Annotated in this window: 16 protein-coding genes and 2 pseudogenes; 6 read left to right on the forward strand and 12 right to left on the reverse strand. The window is 70.5% G+C overall.

Annotated elements, in window-relative coordinates; genetic code table 11:
* Positions 1-14: 14 nt before the first annotated feature.
* Positions 15-260, forward strand: a pseudogene (locus tag BG452_RS27060) (cation-transporting P-type ATPase); the annotation flags it as partial.
* Positions 261-293: 33 nt separating this feature from the next.
* Here the strand turns inward: BG452_RS27060 and BG452_RS27065 are convergent.
* Positions 294-470: pseudogene (locus tag BG452_RS27065) on the reverse strand (transposase); the annotation flags it as partial.
* A 72-nt stretch (positions 471-542) separates the two neighbouring features.
* Complete coding sequence (locus BG452_RS27070; protein WP_188306970.1) at positions 543-1,145, reverse strand: hypothetical protein; 603 nt, start codon at positions 1,143-1,145, stop codon at positions 543-545.
* Positions 1,146-1,613: 468 nt separating this feature from the next.
* On the opposite strand from BG452_RS27070, the gene BG452_RS27075 reads away from it, so the two are divergent.
* Positions 1,614-1,796 (forward strand): hypothetical protein, encoded by a 183-nt coding sequence (locus tag BG452_RS27075; RefSeq protein WP_188306971.1) that lies wholly within the window; start codon positions 1,614-1,616, stop codon positions 1,794-1,796.
* Between the two features lie 34 nt (positions 1,797-1,830).
* Here BG452_RS27075 and BG452_RS27080 read toward each other — a convergent pair whose 3' ends face one another.
* Complete coding sequence (locus BG452_RS27080; protein ID WP_188306972.1) at positions 1,831-3,201, reverse strand: chloride channel protein; 1,371 nt, start codon at positions 3,199-3,201, stop codon at positions 1,831-1,833.
* Positions 3,202-3,548: 347 nt separating this feature from the next.
* On the opposite strand from BG452_RS27080, the gene BG452_RS27085 reads away from it, so the two are divergent.
* Complete coding sequence (locus BG452_RS27085) at positions 3,549-5,021, forward strand: hypothetical protein (protein WP_223242778.1); 1,473 nt, start codon at positions 3,549-3,551, stop codon at positions 5,019-5,021.
* A gap of 96 nt (positions 5,022-5,117) precedes the next feature.
* Here the strand turns inward: BG452_RS27085 and BG452_RS27090 are convergent, their stop codons facing one another.
* A complete protein-coding gene (locus BG452_RS27090) occupies positions 5,118-6,062 on the reverse strand; it encodes a hypothetical protein (protein ID WP_188306973.1) in 945 nt (314 codons plus the stop codon).
* 335 nt (positions 6,063-6,397) lie between these two features.
* Positions 6,398-6,730 carry a carboxymuconolactone decarboxylase gene (locus BG452_RS27095; RefSeq protein ID WP_188306974.1) on the reverse strand — a complete coding sequence of 111 codons (333 nt, stop codon included), beginning with the start codon at positions 6,728-6,730 and terminating at the stop codon, positions 6,398-6,400.
* 312 nt (positions 6,731-7,042) lie between these two features.
* Here BG452_RS27095 and BG452_RS27100 point away from each other — a divergent pair, with 312 nt between their 5' ends.
* On the forward strand, positions 7,043-7,474 hold the full coding sequence (locus BG452_RS27100; RefSeq protein WP_188306975.1) for a hypothetical protein: 432 nt from the start codon (positions 7,043-7,045) through the stop codon (positions 7,472-7,474).
* Positions 7,475-7,591: 117 nt separating this feature from the next.
* On the opposite strand, the gene BG452_RS27105 is transcribed toward BG452_RS27100, so the two are convergent.
* From BG452_RS27105 to BG452_RS27120, 4 genes are all read right to left on the reverse strand, one after another.
* Positions 7,592-8,299, reverse strand: coding sequence for a DUF11 domain-containing protein (locus tag BG452_RS27105; protein ID WP_188306976.1), 708 nt, complete (start codon positions 8,297-8,299; stop codon positions 7,592-7,594).
* 289 nt (positions 8,300-8,588) lie between these two features.
* On the reverse strand, positions 8,589-9,581 hold the full coding sequence (locus tag BG452_RS27110; protein WP_223242779.1) for a peptidase: 993 nt from the start codon (positions 9,579-9,581) through the stop codon (positions 8,589-8,591).
* 40 nt (positions 9,582-9,621) lie between these two features.
* Entirely contained in the window at positions 9,622-10,167 is a 546-nt protein-coding gene (locus BG452_RS27115) for a hypothetical protein (protein WP_188306977.1), read from the reverse strand.
* A gap of 532 nt (positions 10,168-10,699) precedes the next feature.
* Positions 10,700-11,248 carry a TetR/AcrR family transcriptional regulator gene (locus tag BG452_RS27120; RefSeq protein WP_188306978.1) on the reverse strand — a complete coding sequence of 183 codons (549 nt, stop codon included), beginning with the start codon at positions 11,246-11,248 and terminating at the stop codon, positions 10,700-10,702.
* Between the two features lie 85 nt (positions 11,249-11,333).
* Here BG452_RS27120 and BG452_RS27125 point away from each other — a divergent pair, with 85 nt between their 5' ends.
* Together BG452_RS27125 and BG452_RS27130 are read left to right on the forward strand one after the other, a co-directional pair.
* The gene (locus BG452_RS27125; RefSeq protein WP_188306979.1) at positions 11,334-12,284 is read left to right on the forward strand and encodes an alpha/beta hydrolase; all 951 of its coding nucleotides are present in this window, start codon (positions 11,334-11,336) and stop codon (positions 12,282-12,284) included.
* A 365-nt stretch (positions 12,285-12,649) separates the two neighbouring features.
* The gene (locus tag BG452_RS27130) at positions 12,650-13,225 is read left to right on the forward strand and encodes a maleylpyruvate isomerase N-terminal domain-containing protein (RefSeq protein ID WP_223242780.1); all 576 of its coding nucleotides are present in this window, start codon (positions 12,650-12,652) and stop codon (positions 13,223-13,225) included.
* A 64-nt stretch (positions 13,226-13,289) separates the two neighbouring features.
* Here the strand turns inward: BG452_RS27130 and BG452_RS27135 are convergent, their stop codons facing one another.
* The 3 genes from BG452_RS27135 to BG452_RS27145 are packed head-to-tail and all read right to left on the reverse strand — an operon-like array spanning position 13,290 to position 14,259.
* Positions 13,290-13,442: a hypothetical protein gene (locus BG452_RS27135; RefSeq protein ID WP_188306980.1), complete on the reverse strand. Its 153-nt coding sequence runs from the start codon at positions 13,440-13,442 to the stop codon at positions 13,290-13,292.
* A gap of 17 nt (positions 13,443-13,459) precedes the next feature.
* Entirely contained in the window at positions 13,460-13,906 is a 447-nt protein-coding gene (locus BG452_RS27140) for a GlcG/HbpS family heme-binding protein (RefSeq protein ID WP_188306981.1), read from the reverse strand.
* A gap of 32 nt (positions 13,907-13,938) precedes the next feature.
* Entirely contained in the window at positions 13,939-14,259 is a 321-nt protein-coding gene (locus BG452_RS27145; protein WP_188306982.1) for an NIPSNAP family protein, read from the reverse strand.
* Between the last annotated feature and the right edge of the window lie 34 nt (positions 14,260-14,293).

Genomic DNA, 14,293 nt, shown 5'->3' on the forward strand with positions numbered 1-14,293 from the left:
GAGGCTGGAAGAAAGTGACGGTCGAACCAGACCCTGCGCGAGCCGAGCCGCCGGAGCGGACCGACTGGTACGCGCGCTCACCGGAGGAGGTGGCGCGCGCCCTCGGCGTGGTTCCGGATGTCGGCCTCCCGGCCGCGCGAGCAGCCGAACTGCTGGCGGCGCGCGGCCCGAACGCTCTGCCGGAGGAGGGGGCGAGGCCGGCCCTGCTGCGCTTCCTGGACCAGTACCGCAGCTACATGCAGATCATCCTGGTGGCGGCGGCCGTGGTCTCGCTGGCGATCAAGCAGTGGAGCAGTCGGCCACGGACCGAACTCGGAGGGCATCTCCCGCCACTGGGCGCTGGAGCGGAACCGCCAGATCATTCCCTCGAACTGATCCCTCAGTCTCTCGGGGTACGGCCCGTACCTGCCGATCGGCAGGTACGGGCCGATGAACGCCCACTGACTGTCGGTGATTTGCCTGCGCGTCACGGACGGCTTCTACCGGATCGCGCCTTCAGGCCGGCGCGAAATCGCAGTATTGATCACAACATCACACAGGCCCTAGCACGACCACGGCGTGGTGACGTGGCCCGTCACGGTGTCCACCGCCACCGTCCTGCCCTCGCTGGGAATGCAGAAGTAGTAGGTGGGGTGCGGGTTCTGCACGACGGGCTCATTGAGGTACAGGGGCTTGAACGCGCCGGTGTGCCCGGCCTTGACGGCCAGATCGTGGGCCTGGACCTCCGTCATGGTGAACGGGGAGATGGCCTGGATCCCGATCGGGACGCTCCACGGCTGCGTGCTCTGGTACTGACCGGTGGTCGAGTACTTGTACTCGAAGGACGGCTCCGAGTCCTTGGCCCGGAAGCGGATCCACCAGGCCTGGACGTCATTGGGGTTGGTCGTGGGTGTCAGCAGGACGGCGTCCGCGTCGTAGAACTGCGAGCCGGGGTGCTCCTGCTGCGCCTTCACCTTGGCCTCCCGCACGATCTGTGTGAGCGGGAGGTGGGGTGCCGCGCTGGCGGCGGACGGGGCGATCGGCAGCAGCGACAGGGCCGTGGCGGTCGCGGCGAGCCCAATCCGTGCCCGAAAGCGGCGGCGTGATGTCCGGCACCCGTTCAGTGCGGGTGTCGCGGGCGTGCGGGCGGTGCGCGTGGTGTACATGTCCTTCATCTCCTTCGACCCGGACCCTGCGTGGTCACGGTGGAAGTCGACTGCCGGGTTCGGCGTGAGCGGTGGCCGACGGGCGAGAGGTCCTCGGCCGGGCTCCGCGGGGATTCAGCCTCCCGGGGTCCAACGGTAGAAAGGTCTCCGGGCGCCGTCTCCTGGCCGTCATCCTCGCTGAGCCGAACAGGCGAACCTCTCACCCGGAGCGATGCCCGTCCGGGGTTTCGCCGCGCGGTCCCGGCCGGTGGGCCCGATCCTGTGCCGCTCCTTGATCATCACTGACTGTTACAAGGCGGTGACATGATCTTCTCGAAGTAGGCGTCCCAGCCGACGGGCCGGCGAGCCCTGTAGATCGTCCTTCAGGCTGCGCTCCACCCACTACAGGGCGATGTAGCTGGCCACGAGCGTCCCGCTGTTCATCCTTCTGTTCGCAGCCGCCTACTACCTCATGGCACGGAGCCCCGAGTGCTGGTCGTCGTGCAGATGCTCGGGGACCTGGTGTTCGTCGGCATCGCCGCACGCGTGATTTTGGGTGCCGTCAACGGAGGGCTCGGCCGGGGCAACCGGCCGGCCTTCTCCGACATCGTCCCGCCTCCCGGCGGTGCGGGCACCGACGACGGCACCGCCGGGCCGGGTTCCTCGGGCTGACGGCCACCGGGAAGCGGGCCGTGGACCGATCGCGTCACGAGGCGGGAGCCCCGGTGGGCTCGGGTTCGGCGGTGGCCGGGGCGCTCCGCCGTGCGAGGCGCAGGGTCCCTACGTAGGCGACGACCACCGCGACGATCACCAGTGGCATCGCGGTGAGCCCCTGGGAGCCGAGCAGCAGGGTGGCCAGCAGGACGCAGGTCATCGGGAGTCTGAGCATGGCGACGCCCAGCGCGCCCACCCCGATGGCGAAGCCCGTGGTGGTGTCGAGGCCGGGCAGGTGGGACATGGCCAGGCCGCCCGCGCCGCCCACGAACAGGGACGGGAAGACCGGGCCGCCGCGGAAGGCGCTGAGCGACGCGCTGTAGGCGAGCGACTTGAACACGACCAGCAGTAGCAGTGTGCCGACGGAGTAGCTGGCCTGGTCGGCCAGGAGGGGGCCGATGGTGCTCTCGCCCGAGAACAGCACTCCGGAGATCGGTTTGTCGGTGATGCTGGCGTAGAGCAGGGCGAGTCCTCCGATGAGGACGCCGATCAGCGCGGTGATCGGCACCCTTCGCGGCTCGACGTGTGTTCTCAGGCGCAGGGCCAAGCGGCGGATCGCCTCGCCGAGGACCGGGGCGGCCAGGCCTGCGAGGACTGCCCAACCGAACGCGGCGAGGGTGGGCCGGTCGGCGGGTGGTACGTGAGTCAGTGACAGGGAGTAGGTGCCCAGGCCGGTCCAGGAGTCCAGGCCGGTGAAGATCAGCGAGCCGATGCCGGCGGCGAGCAGGCCGGGCACCAGGACGACGCCAAGCATCGGCCCGGCCAGGCCGGAGGCCTCCATCAGCAGGAACGCACCGAGGACGGGCGATCCGAGGAGTTCGCTGATCGCCGCGAAGCTGCCCGCCGCGCCGATGACGGCGAGCGCGTTGGGAGGGGCGTCGCGTTTGAGCAGTCGGATCGCGCCGACGGCCAGGCCGCCGCCGAGCGCGATCAGGGGGGCCTCCGGGCCGAGGACGACGCCGAGGCTGAGCGAGGCGATCGCGGCGAGGGCGACCCCTGGCACCGTGGCCGGGGATGGGATGCCACCGGTCTTGAGCCCGTCGGCCGGCTCGTGCCCGCCCCGGCCGGGTAGGTACTGGATGGTGAGGGCGACCAGGACGCCGGAGACGGCGAGCACGGGGATGGCCCACCAGTTGGGGGTGGTCTTGAAGCCGAGGCCCTTGGGCAGGTCGTTGTAGACCAGGGACTGGAGTTCGGAGACGAGGGCGAGGAAGCCGTACGCGGCGGCCGAGATCGGAACGCCCAGCACCGCCGCCATCACCAGCAACGCGACGTAGCTGCGGTTGCGGACGATCGCCAACGGATCCTGCGACGCCATCGCGGGCACCGCCGGCTCGACAGGCGCGGGAGGGTCGGCTGGCATGCGTATCGCCTCCTCGGCACTCGGCCCGCCCCGGGAGCCGGGCGCCGGCGATGCCTGCCCCTCAGGGGCGGCAGGCGTCCCTCCGATCATCGGGATGCCGGCGGCGTCCGTCACGGCGGAAACGCCACGCGGGTGAACGGCATCGCGGCACACGGACCACGCCCTCGGCCATGGCGGGGGCGGCGGGCAGGGGGCGGCGCCATCATGCACCGACGTGTGTGCTGTCACCCTGTCAGCCGGGTGCACCCACCCGCACCGCCGACTCCCGGTGGTACGCGCGCCGCTCGGCGCTTCTCCTGGAACGGCATGCGGCAGCCGACGGCCGGCCGCCCACCCGAGGAGGAGCAATGGCGGCGACCCCACCCGAGCCCGGCTCAAGCGAACCCGCCGGCGGCGAGGGGCCCGGCAAGGCAGGTCCCCCCGAGCAGCCCCCGGTACCGCCGCCTCCCCCCGGCCGTCCCGCAACACCGCCCGAACCCGGCCGGCCCCCGGTCGCGGCGGCCGGGGACGCCGACGAGATCACCCGGCTGCACGAGCGGATCGCCGCACTGGAGGCCGTCCCGCGCAAGAAGGAACACCACCGGTGGCGAACCTCGGGCGCCGCGGTGCTCATCGTGATCACCTCCCTGCTGTCCCTGCTGTCCGTGCTGGCGGTCTGGACGTCCGACTTCGTCGGCAACACCGACCGCTACGTCCAGACCATGGCTCCGCTCGCCACCGACGCCGACATCCAGCAGGCCGTCACCAACCGCGTCACCACCGTCGTCCTCGACCAGATCGACGTCAACGCCCTGGTCAAGCAGCTCTCCGACGCCGCCGCCGAACAGGGCGTGCCACAGAACGCCGCCAACCTGATCAACAACCTGAGCGCGCCGATCAAGAGCGGCCTCACCCAACTGGTCAGCACGGCCGTCAACAAAGTCGTCACCAGCGAGCAGTTCGCCACCCTCTGGGTCGAGGCCAACCGGGCCATCCACACCGCCCTCGACAAGGCGCTCACCGGCAAGGGCGGCGGCGCGGTCGTCATCGAGAACAACCAGGTCTCCATCGACATCGCACCGATCGTCGCCAAGGTGAAGGACGAACTCGTCAACGCCGGCCTGGGCCCGGCCGCCAAGATCCCCGACGTCCACACCAACTTCGTGGTCTTCTCCTCGAAGGACGTCGGCAAGGTCAAAACGTACTTCCGGCTGCTGGAGATCATGGGCGCCTGGTTGCCGATCATCACCGTCCTCATCGGTGCCTGCGCCGTGTTCCTGGCCGTCAACCGCCGCCGCGCGCTGATTGGCGCCGCCGTCGGGGTGGCGCTGGCCATGCTGCTGCTCGGCATCGTGCTCACCGTCTTCCGCGCGTTCTACCTCGACCACCTGCCACCGGGCGCCAATCAGGCGGCCGCCGGCACCCTCTACGACACCCTCATCCGCTTCATGCGGGCCACCGTCCGGGCGGTCGGCGCGGTCGCCGTGGTCACCGCCGCGGGCGCCTTCCTGATCGGACCGTCCCGGCCCGCCGTCGCGGTGCGCACCGCCTGGCGGCGCATCATCGGCTCCCTGCGCGGCGCGCTGTACTCGCTCGGCATGAAGCTCGGCCCGGTCGGACCTTTCGTGCACCGCTTCAAGGGCTGGATCGGCGCAGCGATCCTGCTGGTCGCCGCCGTGATCCTGGCCACCTGGTCCTACCCGACCTGGGCCGTGGTCCTGTGGATCACCTTCTTCGTCGCCCTCGCCTTCGCTATCCGCGAATTCCTCGACACCGGCCCCGGCGGCGACCGCACACCACCCCCACCAGCCCCCGGCGCACCCCCGGCGGCCCACGCGTGAGGGACCGCCCCAGCTGGGTTGTGCCGGTCCCTCCCCGCCGGCCGCCCCGACGGACGCACGGAGCGGGGGGTCGATCGAGACAGGCCGGGCAGCGGGTCAGTCCGCCGCCCGGCGCCGACGGCGACGGTGCAGGTACCAGATCGTGCCGACCGCGGTGGACAGCATGACCAGTACGATCGCGAGCAGCGGGTACCGGCTGCCCACGAGCTTCGCGTCGGTGGCGACCACGAGGAGCACCGCGGCGATCGGCAGCAGCAGGGTGAGCAGCGTCCCGAGGGCGGCGGCGGCCTGTGCGGGTCGGGCCCGCACGGGCCGGGCCGGCCGCGACGGCCAGGCGGTGGCCTCGCCCTGGTAGTAGGCCCAGGCTCGCTCGCCGAGTTGCTGGCCCGCCCTGTGGTAGGAGTAGCCGAGGTAGGGCAGCCAGACCAGCGGGGCGACCAGGCCGATCAGAAGCACCCCGACGAGCAGGACCCACTGCCCGACGCGGAAGACGGTCGACACCGGCCGTCGCTCGGGCGTCACCACGCCGAGCAGGTGGGCCATCCGCTTCACGACCCGCAACAGGGCGGCAATACGGCCAGGAGGAGCGTCGGGCCGCGCCGCCGCCGCGGCCTTCAGTGCGGCGGCGGCCTGCTCCTCGTCCCCGTACACGCCCTGGATCACCAGCAGCTCGGCCGCCCGCGCGCCCTCGGTGGGCTCCCGCCCCGACACCGCCGCGAGTTCCAGCATCATCCGGCTCTGTGTGAGCAGCGCGGTGCAGAACGCGAACGGAACGAGCACCATGAACGGGCCGCCCACGAACGCGCCCTCGCTCTCGCTGACCTGCCGCCCACGGGTGATCACCATGGCGGACAGTTCGGCATTCCCGGCCCCAGGGTGCTCCTCGCGTGCGCGGGCGACCCATGTGGCGGCACGCCGCCCGAGATGGTGGACGGCGAAGTTGGCCAGGAGTTCGGGCAAGTGACCGGGGTCGGCCAGGGCCGCGCGCAGTACGAAGCGGGACAGCGCGGAAGCCGGGGCCTCGACGGGGGGATCCTCCACAGCCATCAGCCTCTCACCGCCACCCCCTGACCAGCGGCGGCGACGCGTGGCCTGCAACGCACCGCGACCAGCGGGGGTGCGGGCGGCGATCCCCTCGGGACATCCCGTCGGCGCTCATCGACCCTTGGGGGCCTTCGGCGCCAGGAACGGCTCCCAGTACGGCACCGACTCCCGGATGTCCAGAGCGATCTTCCCTTTGCAGCCCTTCGCGCCGATCCTCTTTCCTGATTCCGCGTCAGTGGCCGCTTCCGTCCCGGAGTGGCCAATGACCCCACGCCCGAAGGGAGTCACCGGCCACGGCGATCGGGCCACGGAGGCGGCGACCGGATGTGCGACTACCTGGTGTTCTGGTTCTCGATCCCCGCGTCGGCGACCGCGATGGCGATCCCCAGTGCCTCGGTGATGTGGGTCGCGGCCGACATCACCCGGGCGGTGCCGACGATCGGCGCGATCGCCACCAGGACGTCCTGCAGTTGAGCAGCGGTCATGTGCTCCTGCATCGCCGGCTCGAGATGCGCGAGATAGGAGACCGCTGGTGCGTCCATCGCCGCCAGCGCCGCGATCCGCGTGAGGATGAGCATGTCCGGCGCCAGGCCGCACCGCTCGAGCGAATCGGCGGTCATGGCCATGAGCGTGTCGAGAACGGGCGTCTCGGAGGTGGTGGACATCTGCCGTCTCCCTTGGTGTGGGCTCGGTCTACGCTGCGTGCGCGGACCGGGGCGGCCGGAAGGCCGCCCCGGTCCGACCGTAGGTACCTGCCGGGGTGATCGCATGAACAGTGAGCCACCCGAGTGGACCGACCAGGGCCCTGTCCGAGGGAGAGTGACCCGGCTTCGGCCCATGGCCTCCTGGGCCCGGGCAAACGGAGCCGAGGACAGGCGCGAGTAGCAGCCTCGCGGAGGTCGTGGGACGTTGGTGAAGGGGACCTTTCCCCGCTTCCTGCGGGTACGGGTAACAGGTCAATTCCCGAGGAGTCGAACATGGCCAGCAACGTCAGCGGAGCACCAGCGGGGGCTCACGTCAGCCGGAAGCACTTCGCCACCGGCTGGACGCTCTTCGCGGCCTGCATGATGATCTTCGGCGGAACGATGGCCATCCTCGAGGGCATCGGCGCCATCGTCAACGACGAGCGTTACATCATCACCGGCAACTACGTCTACAAGTTCGACGTCACCGGCTGGGGCTGGCTGCACCTCATCCTCGGCATCGTGATCGTGGTGGCGGGCTTCCTGCTCTTCACCGGTGCGATGTGGGCACGGATCCTCGGTGTGATTGCCGCAGGGCTAAACATGATCGCCAATTTCATGTGGCTGCCCTACTACCCGTTCTGGTCCATCGTCATGATCGCCATCGACATCTTCATCATCTGGGCGCTGACGGCTGGTACCCACCGACAGGAAACCCCGGTGTAGAACCGCCGCCGCAGCCGGTCCGAGCAAACTGGGCGACCCGACCGGTGAGGTGGCGGAGGTCCTCCGCAGAGACGGAGGACCTCCGCCACCTCCCGCTATGTCCACGCAGGTTGAGTGCTACCAGTGGTCGTGGCCGTCGCAGTGGTCATGATGCCCGTCGTGGCCGCCATGCCCGTCGCCGTCATGCCCGTGGCGCTTGATGGTGGTGGGGTCGGTGGCGGTGTGGGTGGTGCTGTCACCTCCTCCAGTGACGGTAGCGGTGTTGGTGACCCGCTCACGGGCGTGGCAGGAGACATCGACGTTCAGGGTGATGGGTGGGTAGCTGTGGCCGGCAGGCAGGATGTCGCTGCGCGTACAGGTGAGGGTGGCCGGAATGCAGGTCCATCCCGCGCCGCTGATCCTGTCGGCCCGAAGACCTTCGGGGAGGCGGTCGTGGACGGTGACCGTGGTGCCATTGGTCGGGCTGGCCGTCGCGAGGTTACCCACAGTGATGGTGTAGACGCCGTCCTCGCCCTGGATGAAGGGGTCCGAGTGACTCTTGGCGATGGTCAGGCTGACCGGGATGACCGTGAACGTGAGGCCGGTATTGCCGAGACTGCTGGTTCTGGCAGTACTGCCGGGGCCAGTGGTGGTGCCACTGGGTTCGGTGAGGCCAATGGCGGCGAAAGGCTCGACCACCGGCGTCGCATCGCCGACCTGGGCGACGTAGGCGGGTTGAACCGTCGCGGTCCAGGCTGTGGCCAGGACGATCGCCAGGACGGCCAGCCCGGTCAGCGTGACCGCCCCCGCCCTCCGGGCCCGCACCCTCAGCCAGGATCGGAACATGCCGCCCGCACCTCCCGTGCGGCGGCTTGCTCCGGCCCGCTCTCTCTCGTGTCTGAACACCGGCATCTCCGCTTCCAACCGTCGAGAACAAGCTGTGGATACTCATAGTGACATGAACACTACTTAAAGCATCCGCACGGCTGGGGGCGGACGAGAGGTGTGCCGACGTCGGCGCGCCGGCGAGGATGGCGCCGGTACAGAAGGAGCGGTGACGCGCTCGACAAGGACCGTCATACGTCGCTCACGGAGCAGATCAGCCGGCCGCGAGGGCGGGTCATGGTCGGAGTCGTCATCGACGGCGCCGGAGGAACCTGGCGAGCAGGAGGCAGAGAGCGGCGAGGACGAGGGCTGAGAGCCAGGCGACCACCGAGGTGGGGAAGCTCCCTGGCCGGGCGACCGACACGGCGGCCGCTCCGACGCTACCGGGAGTCGATGGGAAGGTGATGGTGGCGCGGGCGTTGTGCTGGACCAGGCCGCTTCTGAGCGTGAGCTCCCCGGCCCACGGGCCGTTCGGCAGCGTTGCGTCCAGTGGGACGACCACCTCTCCACTGTCACCCGGAGCCAGTGTGGCGCCCGTCTTGGCGGTCGAGAACGGTCCGGCGTGCTGTCCGGCCGGCCCGGAGAGGAGGGACAGTGTCCCGCTGATGTCCAGGGCGCGACCCCCCGTGTTGTGGATCCGGGCGTGAACCTCTCCACGCCCGTCGCCGGCTCGGGTCGGAGAGAGCCGTTCGATCGTGAAGTCCGAGGGTGGCTCGTCACCGCGACCGACATCGACGTACATGCGGACGCCTACCCGGCCCAGCACCGTCAGGGTGTGCGAGCGATCCGCGGGGGCGCTCGTCTGCGCCCAGATGACGCCGTATCGCTCCCCGGCGGCGGCATCCCCGGGCACTCGGATGGTGGTGCGCACCCGCGCCGTTTCGGAGGCTCCCAGCTCAAGGTCCGCCGCATCGAATGACGTCCAGCCGGTCAGCTCGTTGGGGGTGCGCTCCGGCGCGAAGGTGAACTCACCCTTCGCGATGGTGGCTGCCGCGGCGTAGACGTCGACGTGCATCGGTGTGGACGACTCGTTGGTGATCTCCACCCGCCGTTCGATGGTCGAGCCGGGTGCGAGATGGTCGACGATGTAGGCATGCGCTCTGGGATCGGCACGGCGGCTCTCCGGAGCGTCGAGAAGCTTGATGGCGATGCTCCTGCCCGCAGCCGGGTCCCGGGGGGAGGGTGCCCCGGGTTCCTGCCCCGCCGCCGGCATCACCCCGGCGGCCTGCACGAAGGCCAGCATCAGCAGGAGGACCCAGTACCGGCGCACACCCTTCACTCCGTCAGGCAACGGACTGGGTCAGCGTTCCGGTGTAGGTTCCGCCGACGGCGCCGGCGGGCACGTTCACGGCGACTGTCGGGTCCCAGCTCGCGGTGTTGTCTCCGACACCGGCGCTCCCGGTGAGCACCGTCTGCGCGGAGTTGCTCAGCGTCACGTTCGTCGTGGTGACGGTGATGGTGCCGGTCGTCGTCACCGTCCCGGGCGAGTAGGTGGCATTGGTGGCGGGAATGGTCGACGATCCGTTCGCGAAGTCCGTCTCCGCCGCGGTCACCGTCCAGGAGGCCGAGAGGAGGGCGCGGTCGTCGGTGACGGTACAGGCGCCGATCGGTGCGCTGATCGTGGTGCCGGGTGCTCCCGAGCCGAGGCTGGCGCTCGCCGGTACCGACAGCGACAATGCGCCGGTCGTGACGGTGAACGTGACTGTGGTGCTGGGGTCGCCGTTCGCGGTGGCGATGCCCGGCTGAACCAGGGCGAGAATGGCGGCTGCGGCCGCGACAGACAGGCTTCGTGTACGCATGATGGCTCCTGGAATCCCGCCAGAGGACATTCTGGCTGACGGCGGACATGCTGATTGACGCGACACAGACAATCCGGCGCGACCTGTTCACACAAGCCGACGCGCGCCGCGTTGCGCCACACGAATGGCGATATCTCAGCCGGAGCGAAGCCCGGCTCGCCTCGCCGGCACCCTCAGGCCGTCTGACGGCTCGTCCGACGGTGAAACCCGCGCACGCGGGTCATGACAGGATCCACCGATCGTGCGCGTTCGAGCCGCTTGGCGCTCAGGACTCTCGGAACCCGCCCGTTCTGGCAGGCCGGCAGGCACCTTCGGACCGGCCGCGCTCGAACGGGTGGACCTTCTTCGAGAAGGCGTCGTTCCGCTCTGCGGGGGTTCTGTCCCGGGGATACCAGTACGACACATCGGACCCGCGCTTCACCCACTGACCGGACAACGAGCCGAGGCGGCCGTTTGCGGGCAGAGCGAGTCCGGCACGGCTTCTGGCATCTTCGGACGGACCGTCGTGGGGTATCCAGTCAGTTCGCTGGTGCCACCTCGGTGAACCTATGTGGCCACAGCGCTAGTTGAGCCCGACCGCGGTGTAGGCGTCCTGGATCAGGTCGTCGAGGTTCGGCGGGTCGTCCTCGTGCGTCCAGTGGTGGAAGGCGGTGCGGAACAGGGCCAGGGCGACTTCGACCTGGGCGCCTGCCGTGAAGGCGCTCTCGCCCCGCGCGACGAATACCCGGGTCAGCGCCTGCGACCAGCTGCGGAGTTTCCACAGCTCGCGCTCGGCCAGGTCGGGGACGGTCTCGATGACCGCCGCCCGTCTGGCAGCCTGGGTTCGGCGTGGCTGGAAGTCCCGGCCGAGTGCGAGCAGGGCTTCGCGCAGGGCGCCAGCGGCCGGGGACTTCGAGGCCGTGACGGCGTCGACCAGGAGCTGCTCGATCCGGCTCTCGGCACCGAAGAGCACTTCGCTCTTGTCCTTGAAGTGGCGGTAGAAGGTCCGGTCGGTCACCCCGGCCCGCTCGGCGATGGCCGCAGTCGTCGTGGCGGCGTAGCCGTGTTCCACGAACAGGTCGAGAGCGGCGGCTTGCAGTCGTTGGCGACTTCCCGGTTCCCATCGGCTCACGGCGTGATCATACCAGTGATGTCAGATTCTGACATCGACTGCTAGGCTGAGTGATGTCATAATCTGACATCACTGGGAGGCGACCATGCCCCGTCCCGACGTCGCGGCTCTTCTGACGTACATCTCCGCCCGCGGTGCACCCGGAGTCGAGACACAGACTCCTGAACAGGCACGGGCCGGACTGCGCGCATCGGTCGACGCCGCGGACCTGCCTGTCGGCGAGATCGCGGTGCAGCAGCTGCTGGCGATCCCGACCCGCTCCGGCACGATCGCCGGCCTCCTGCTCGATGCGCGAGCCACCCGCGAAGCCGGACCGGTCGTCCTCTGGTACCACGGCGGGGGGTTCGTCACCGGCGACCTGGGAACCCACCGCGCCTTCGCCGCCGAGGCAGCCCGGCAGCTCGACCTCCCGGTGGTGCTCGTCGACTACCGGCTCGCCCCGGAGGCGCCGTACCCCGCCGCGGTCGAGGACGCCGAGGACGCCGCCCGCTGGGTCGCCTCGCAATCGGCCGAACTCGGCCGCGCGGCAGCCTCCCTGGTGCTGGGCGGCGACAGCGCTGGTGGCACCCTCGCGATCGTGACGGCGACGACCCTGCGCGACACCCCGGCCGACGTACCGGTGCTCGCGCAGATGGCCGTCTACCCGGCCACCGACTCCTCGCGCACCTACCCGTCACAGGACGAGTTCGCCGAAGGGCGCGTGCTGACCGAGGCCGGGCGGCGCTGGTACTACGAGCAGTACCGCGCCGACGTCCACGACCGGCACGCCTCCCCGCTGCTCGGCGACCTCGCCGGCCTGCCGCCGGCCGTGGTACTCACCGCGGGCGAGGACCCGGTCCGCGACGAGGGCCGCGCGTACGCGGCCGCCCTCATCACGGCTGGTGTGCCCACGACCTTCCTCGAAGCCGTCGGCCACGTCCATGGCTTCGTCCTGATGCGCCGAGCCGTCCCCTCCACCCAGGACGACCTGGCCCGCGCGTTCGCGGCGCTGTCCGCCGCCGTGAGCACCTTCACCACACGCGCAGGCGCCGCCTGACCGCGACCGCACCAGGCCCCATCGACGTCCGTGCCCACGTCTCCTCACCGAGCACGCCCGAGACCCGCCGAGCAACGCGGGAGGCGATGCGACGTGAGACGTTCACCCGCTTCGGACTGACGGCCGCCCTCCCCACCGCCAGCCCCGGTACCGCGGTGCGGGAGCTCCGGCGCGTCGACGCCGCCGTTGTCCTGGGCCGTCACCACCCAGGACAACGGCCAACGCCTGCGCCCAAGCCACCGCCGGCCTGCCCGTGCCCTTGATCGACGTCACCTTCGACCTCCCCGGCAGGATGCGTCCGGGCGGCTTTCGTCAGCGGTCGGATTGCGCTTGTTGTTGGCTGCCGACGCTGCGACGATCACGGCATGGATGGCATCGGCAGTCGAGACGTCGACCGGGCTGTGGACGAGATGGTTCGGGTGCTCGGCCCGCACGAGTCCGGGGACTGGCAGGCCCGCGCAGGGGCGCTGGAGTGGAGTTGCCGGCAGACTGCCGCGCACGTCGCGCACGACCTGCTGGCCTATGCCGGACAGCTGGCGGCCCGTCCGGCGGAGGCCTATCTGCCCTTTGACCTCGTCGTCAACGCCCATGCGCCGGCGCGTGAGGTGCTCGGGGTGGTGACCGCTTGCGGAAGACTGCTGAGCACTGCGGTCGCCGCAGCCGCACCCGGTGATCGCGCCTGGCACTGGGGGCCGTGTGATCCTGCGGGGTTCGCCGCGATGGGGGTCGCCGAGACGCTCCTTCACACGCATGACATCACCCGGGGGCTGGGGATTGCGTGGCGGCCCCCGCAGGATCTGTGTGCCGGGGTGCTCAGCCGGTTGTTCCCTGGTGCTCCGGCTGGTGACCCTGTCCAGGTCCTCCTGTGGTCCACCGGCCGGGGCGAGCTCGCTGACCGGCCGCGCGTCACCTCGTGGGTCTGGAAGGCCGCCGTCTCGTGAGGAGATCAGGCCTGCCGTCGCGGCGGGCGCCCGGCTGGCAGCCGCCCCAGACGGTGGCCGTGTGTCAGGCCGGCTGATCGGCGTGGAGTTCCAGGGTGACGATGACCCGGCCGACCGCGGTGTCGAAGCCGTAGTGGTCGTGCAGCGCCGCATCGACGTGCCCGCCTCCGACCTGTCGGCGCGGGCCGGGCGGCGGCCGGAGGCGGACGCGGGGCACCGGTGCCCGACGCGGTCTCAGCGGGCCGGCAGCTCGAACCCGAGGGCGGCGAGGGCCTCCTCGGCGGCCTGCCGGTCCTGTTCGTAGCTGCCGCCGGAGATGCCGAGGCCGCCGACGCAGCGGCCGCTCTCGGTGATCGGGTAGCCGCCGCCGACCGCCATCAGCCGGGGATGGCCGCCCAGCGGCGCGATCTTCGGGTTGGCCAGGTAGTCGTTCCACCCGTGGGTGGGGGTGTGGAAGGCGGCTGCGGTCCAGGCCTTGTCGAGGGCGACCTCGGCGGTGAGGAAGGGCGCGTCGTCGGCCCGGTCGAACGCCTTGAGGTGCCCGCCGTGGTCGGTGACGGCGACGGCTGCGGTGAAGCCGATCCGGGCGGCGGCGGCGTGCACGGCGGCGATCAGGGCGCCGGCGGCGGCCTGACTGATCGAGGAGGCGGGGGTGGACTTCTGGAGGATGTCGCTGCTCATGGCGGAGTTCCTTGCCTGCGGTGGGGCGGCCGCTACTTCAGGGAAGAGGCGGGGGTGGGGAGGACCTTGGTGACGACGGACTTCTCCGGGATCAGCAGGCCGTGGACGGCCGGGCCGATCTCGTTCTTCCAGCGGTCGTGCTGGTAGACCGCCGCAGACACGGCCTCGCTCTGGGCCTCGTCCTCGAAGCGGCGGACCCAGACGTAGCCGTCCTCGTCCTCGGCGTCGACGAAGGAGGCGGTCACGTCCATGCCCAGGGAGGCCTGGAACGGGATGACCACGTCCTCCATGTACCGCACCCAGTCGTCGCGGCGCCCCGGCTGGGCCTGGTAGCGGCGGATCTCGTAGTACATGTGATGCTCCGAAGCGATTGCGGTGACGGTCAGT

It is taken from the genome of Streptomyces sp. CBMA123, from assembly GCF_014596465.1.
Taxonomy (GTDB): domain Bacteria; phylum Actinomycetota; class Actinomycetes; order Streptomycetales; family Streptomycetaceae; genus Kitasatospora.

Coding starts and splice junctions, on each gene's coding strand:
- BG452_RS27070 (WP_188306970.1), bottom strand. CDS start 1,145: ATGTACACCACGCGCACCGCCCGCACGCCCGCGACACCCGCACTGAAC.
- BG452_RS27080 (WP_188306972.1), bottom strand. CDS start 3,201: ATGCCAGCCGACCCTCCCGCGCCTGTCGAGCCGGCGGTGCCCGCGATG.
- BG452_RS27085 (WP_223242778.1), top strand. CDS start 3,549: ATGGCGGCGACCCCACCCGAGCCCGGCTCAAGCGAACCCGCCGGCGGC.
- BG452_RS27095 (WP_188306974.1), bottom strand. CDS start 6,730: ATGTCCACCACCTCCGAGACGCCCGTTCTCGACACGCTCATGGCCATG.
- BG452_RS27100 (WP_188306975.1), top strand. CDS start 7,043: ATGGCCAGCAACGTCAGCGGAGCACCAGCGGGGGCTCACGTCAGCCGG.
- BG452_RS27105 (WP_188306976.1), bottom strand. CDS start 8,299: ATGTTCCGATCCTGGCTGAGGGTGCGGGCCCGGAGGGCGGGGGCGGTC.
- BG452_RS27110 (WP_223242779.1), bottom strand. CDS start 9,581: ATGCTGGCCTTCGTGCAGGCCGCCGGGGTGATGCCGGCGGCGGGGCAG.
- BG452_RS27115 (WP_188306977.1), bottom strand. CDS start 10,167: ATGTCCTCTGGCGGGATTCCAGGAGCCATCATGCGTACACGAAGCCTG.
- BG452_RS27125 (WP_188306979.1), top strand. CDS start 11,334: ATGCCCCGTCCCGACGTCGCGGCTCTTCTGACGTACATCTCCGCCCGC.
- BG452_RS27130 (WP_223242780.1), top strand. CDS start 12,650: ATGGATGGCATCGGCAGTCGAGACGTCGACCGGGCTGTGGACGAGATG.
- BG452_RS27140 (WP_188306981.1), bottom strand. CDS start 13,906: ATGAGCAGCGACATCCTCCAGAAGTCCACCCCCGCCTCCTCGATCAGT.
- BG452_RS27145 (WP_188306982.1), bottom strand. CDS start 14,259: ATGTACTACGAGATCCGCCGCTACCAGGCCCAGCCGGGGCGCCGCGAC.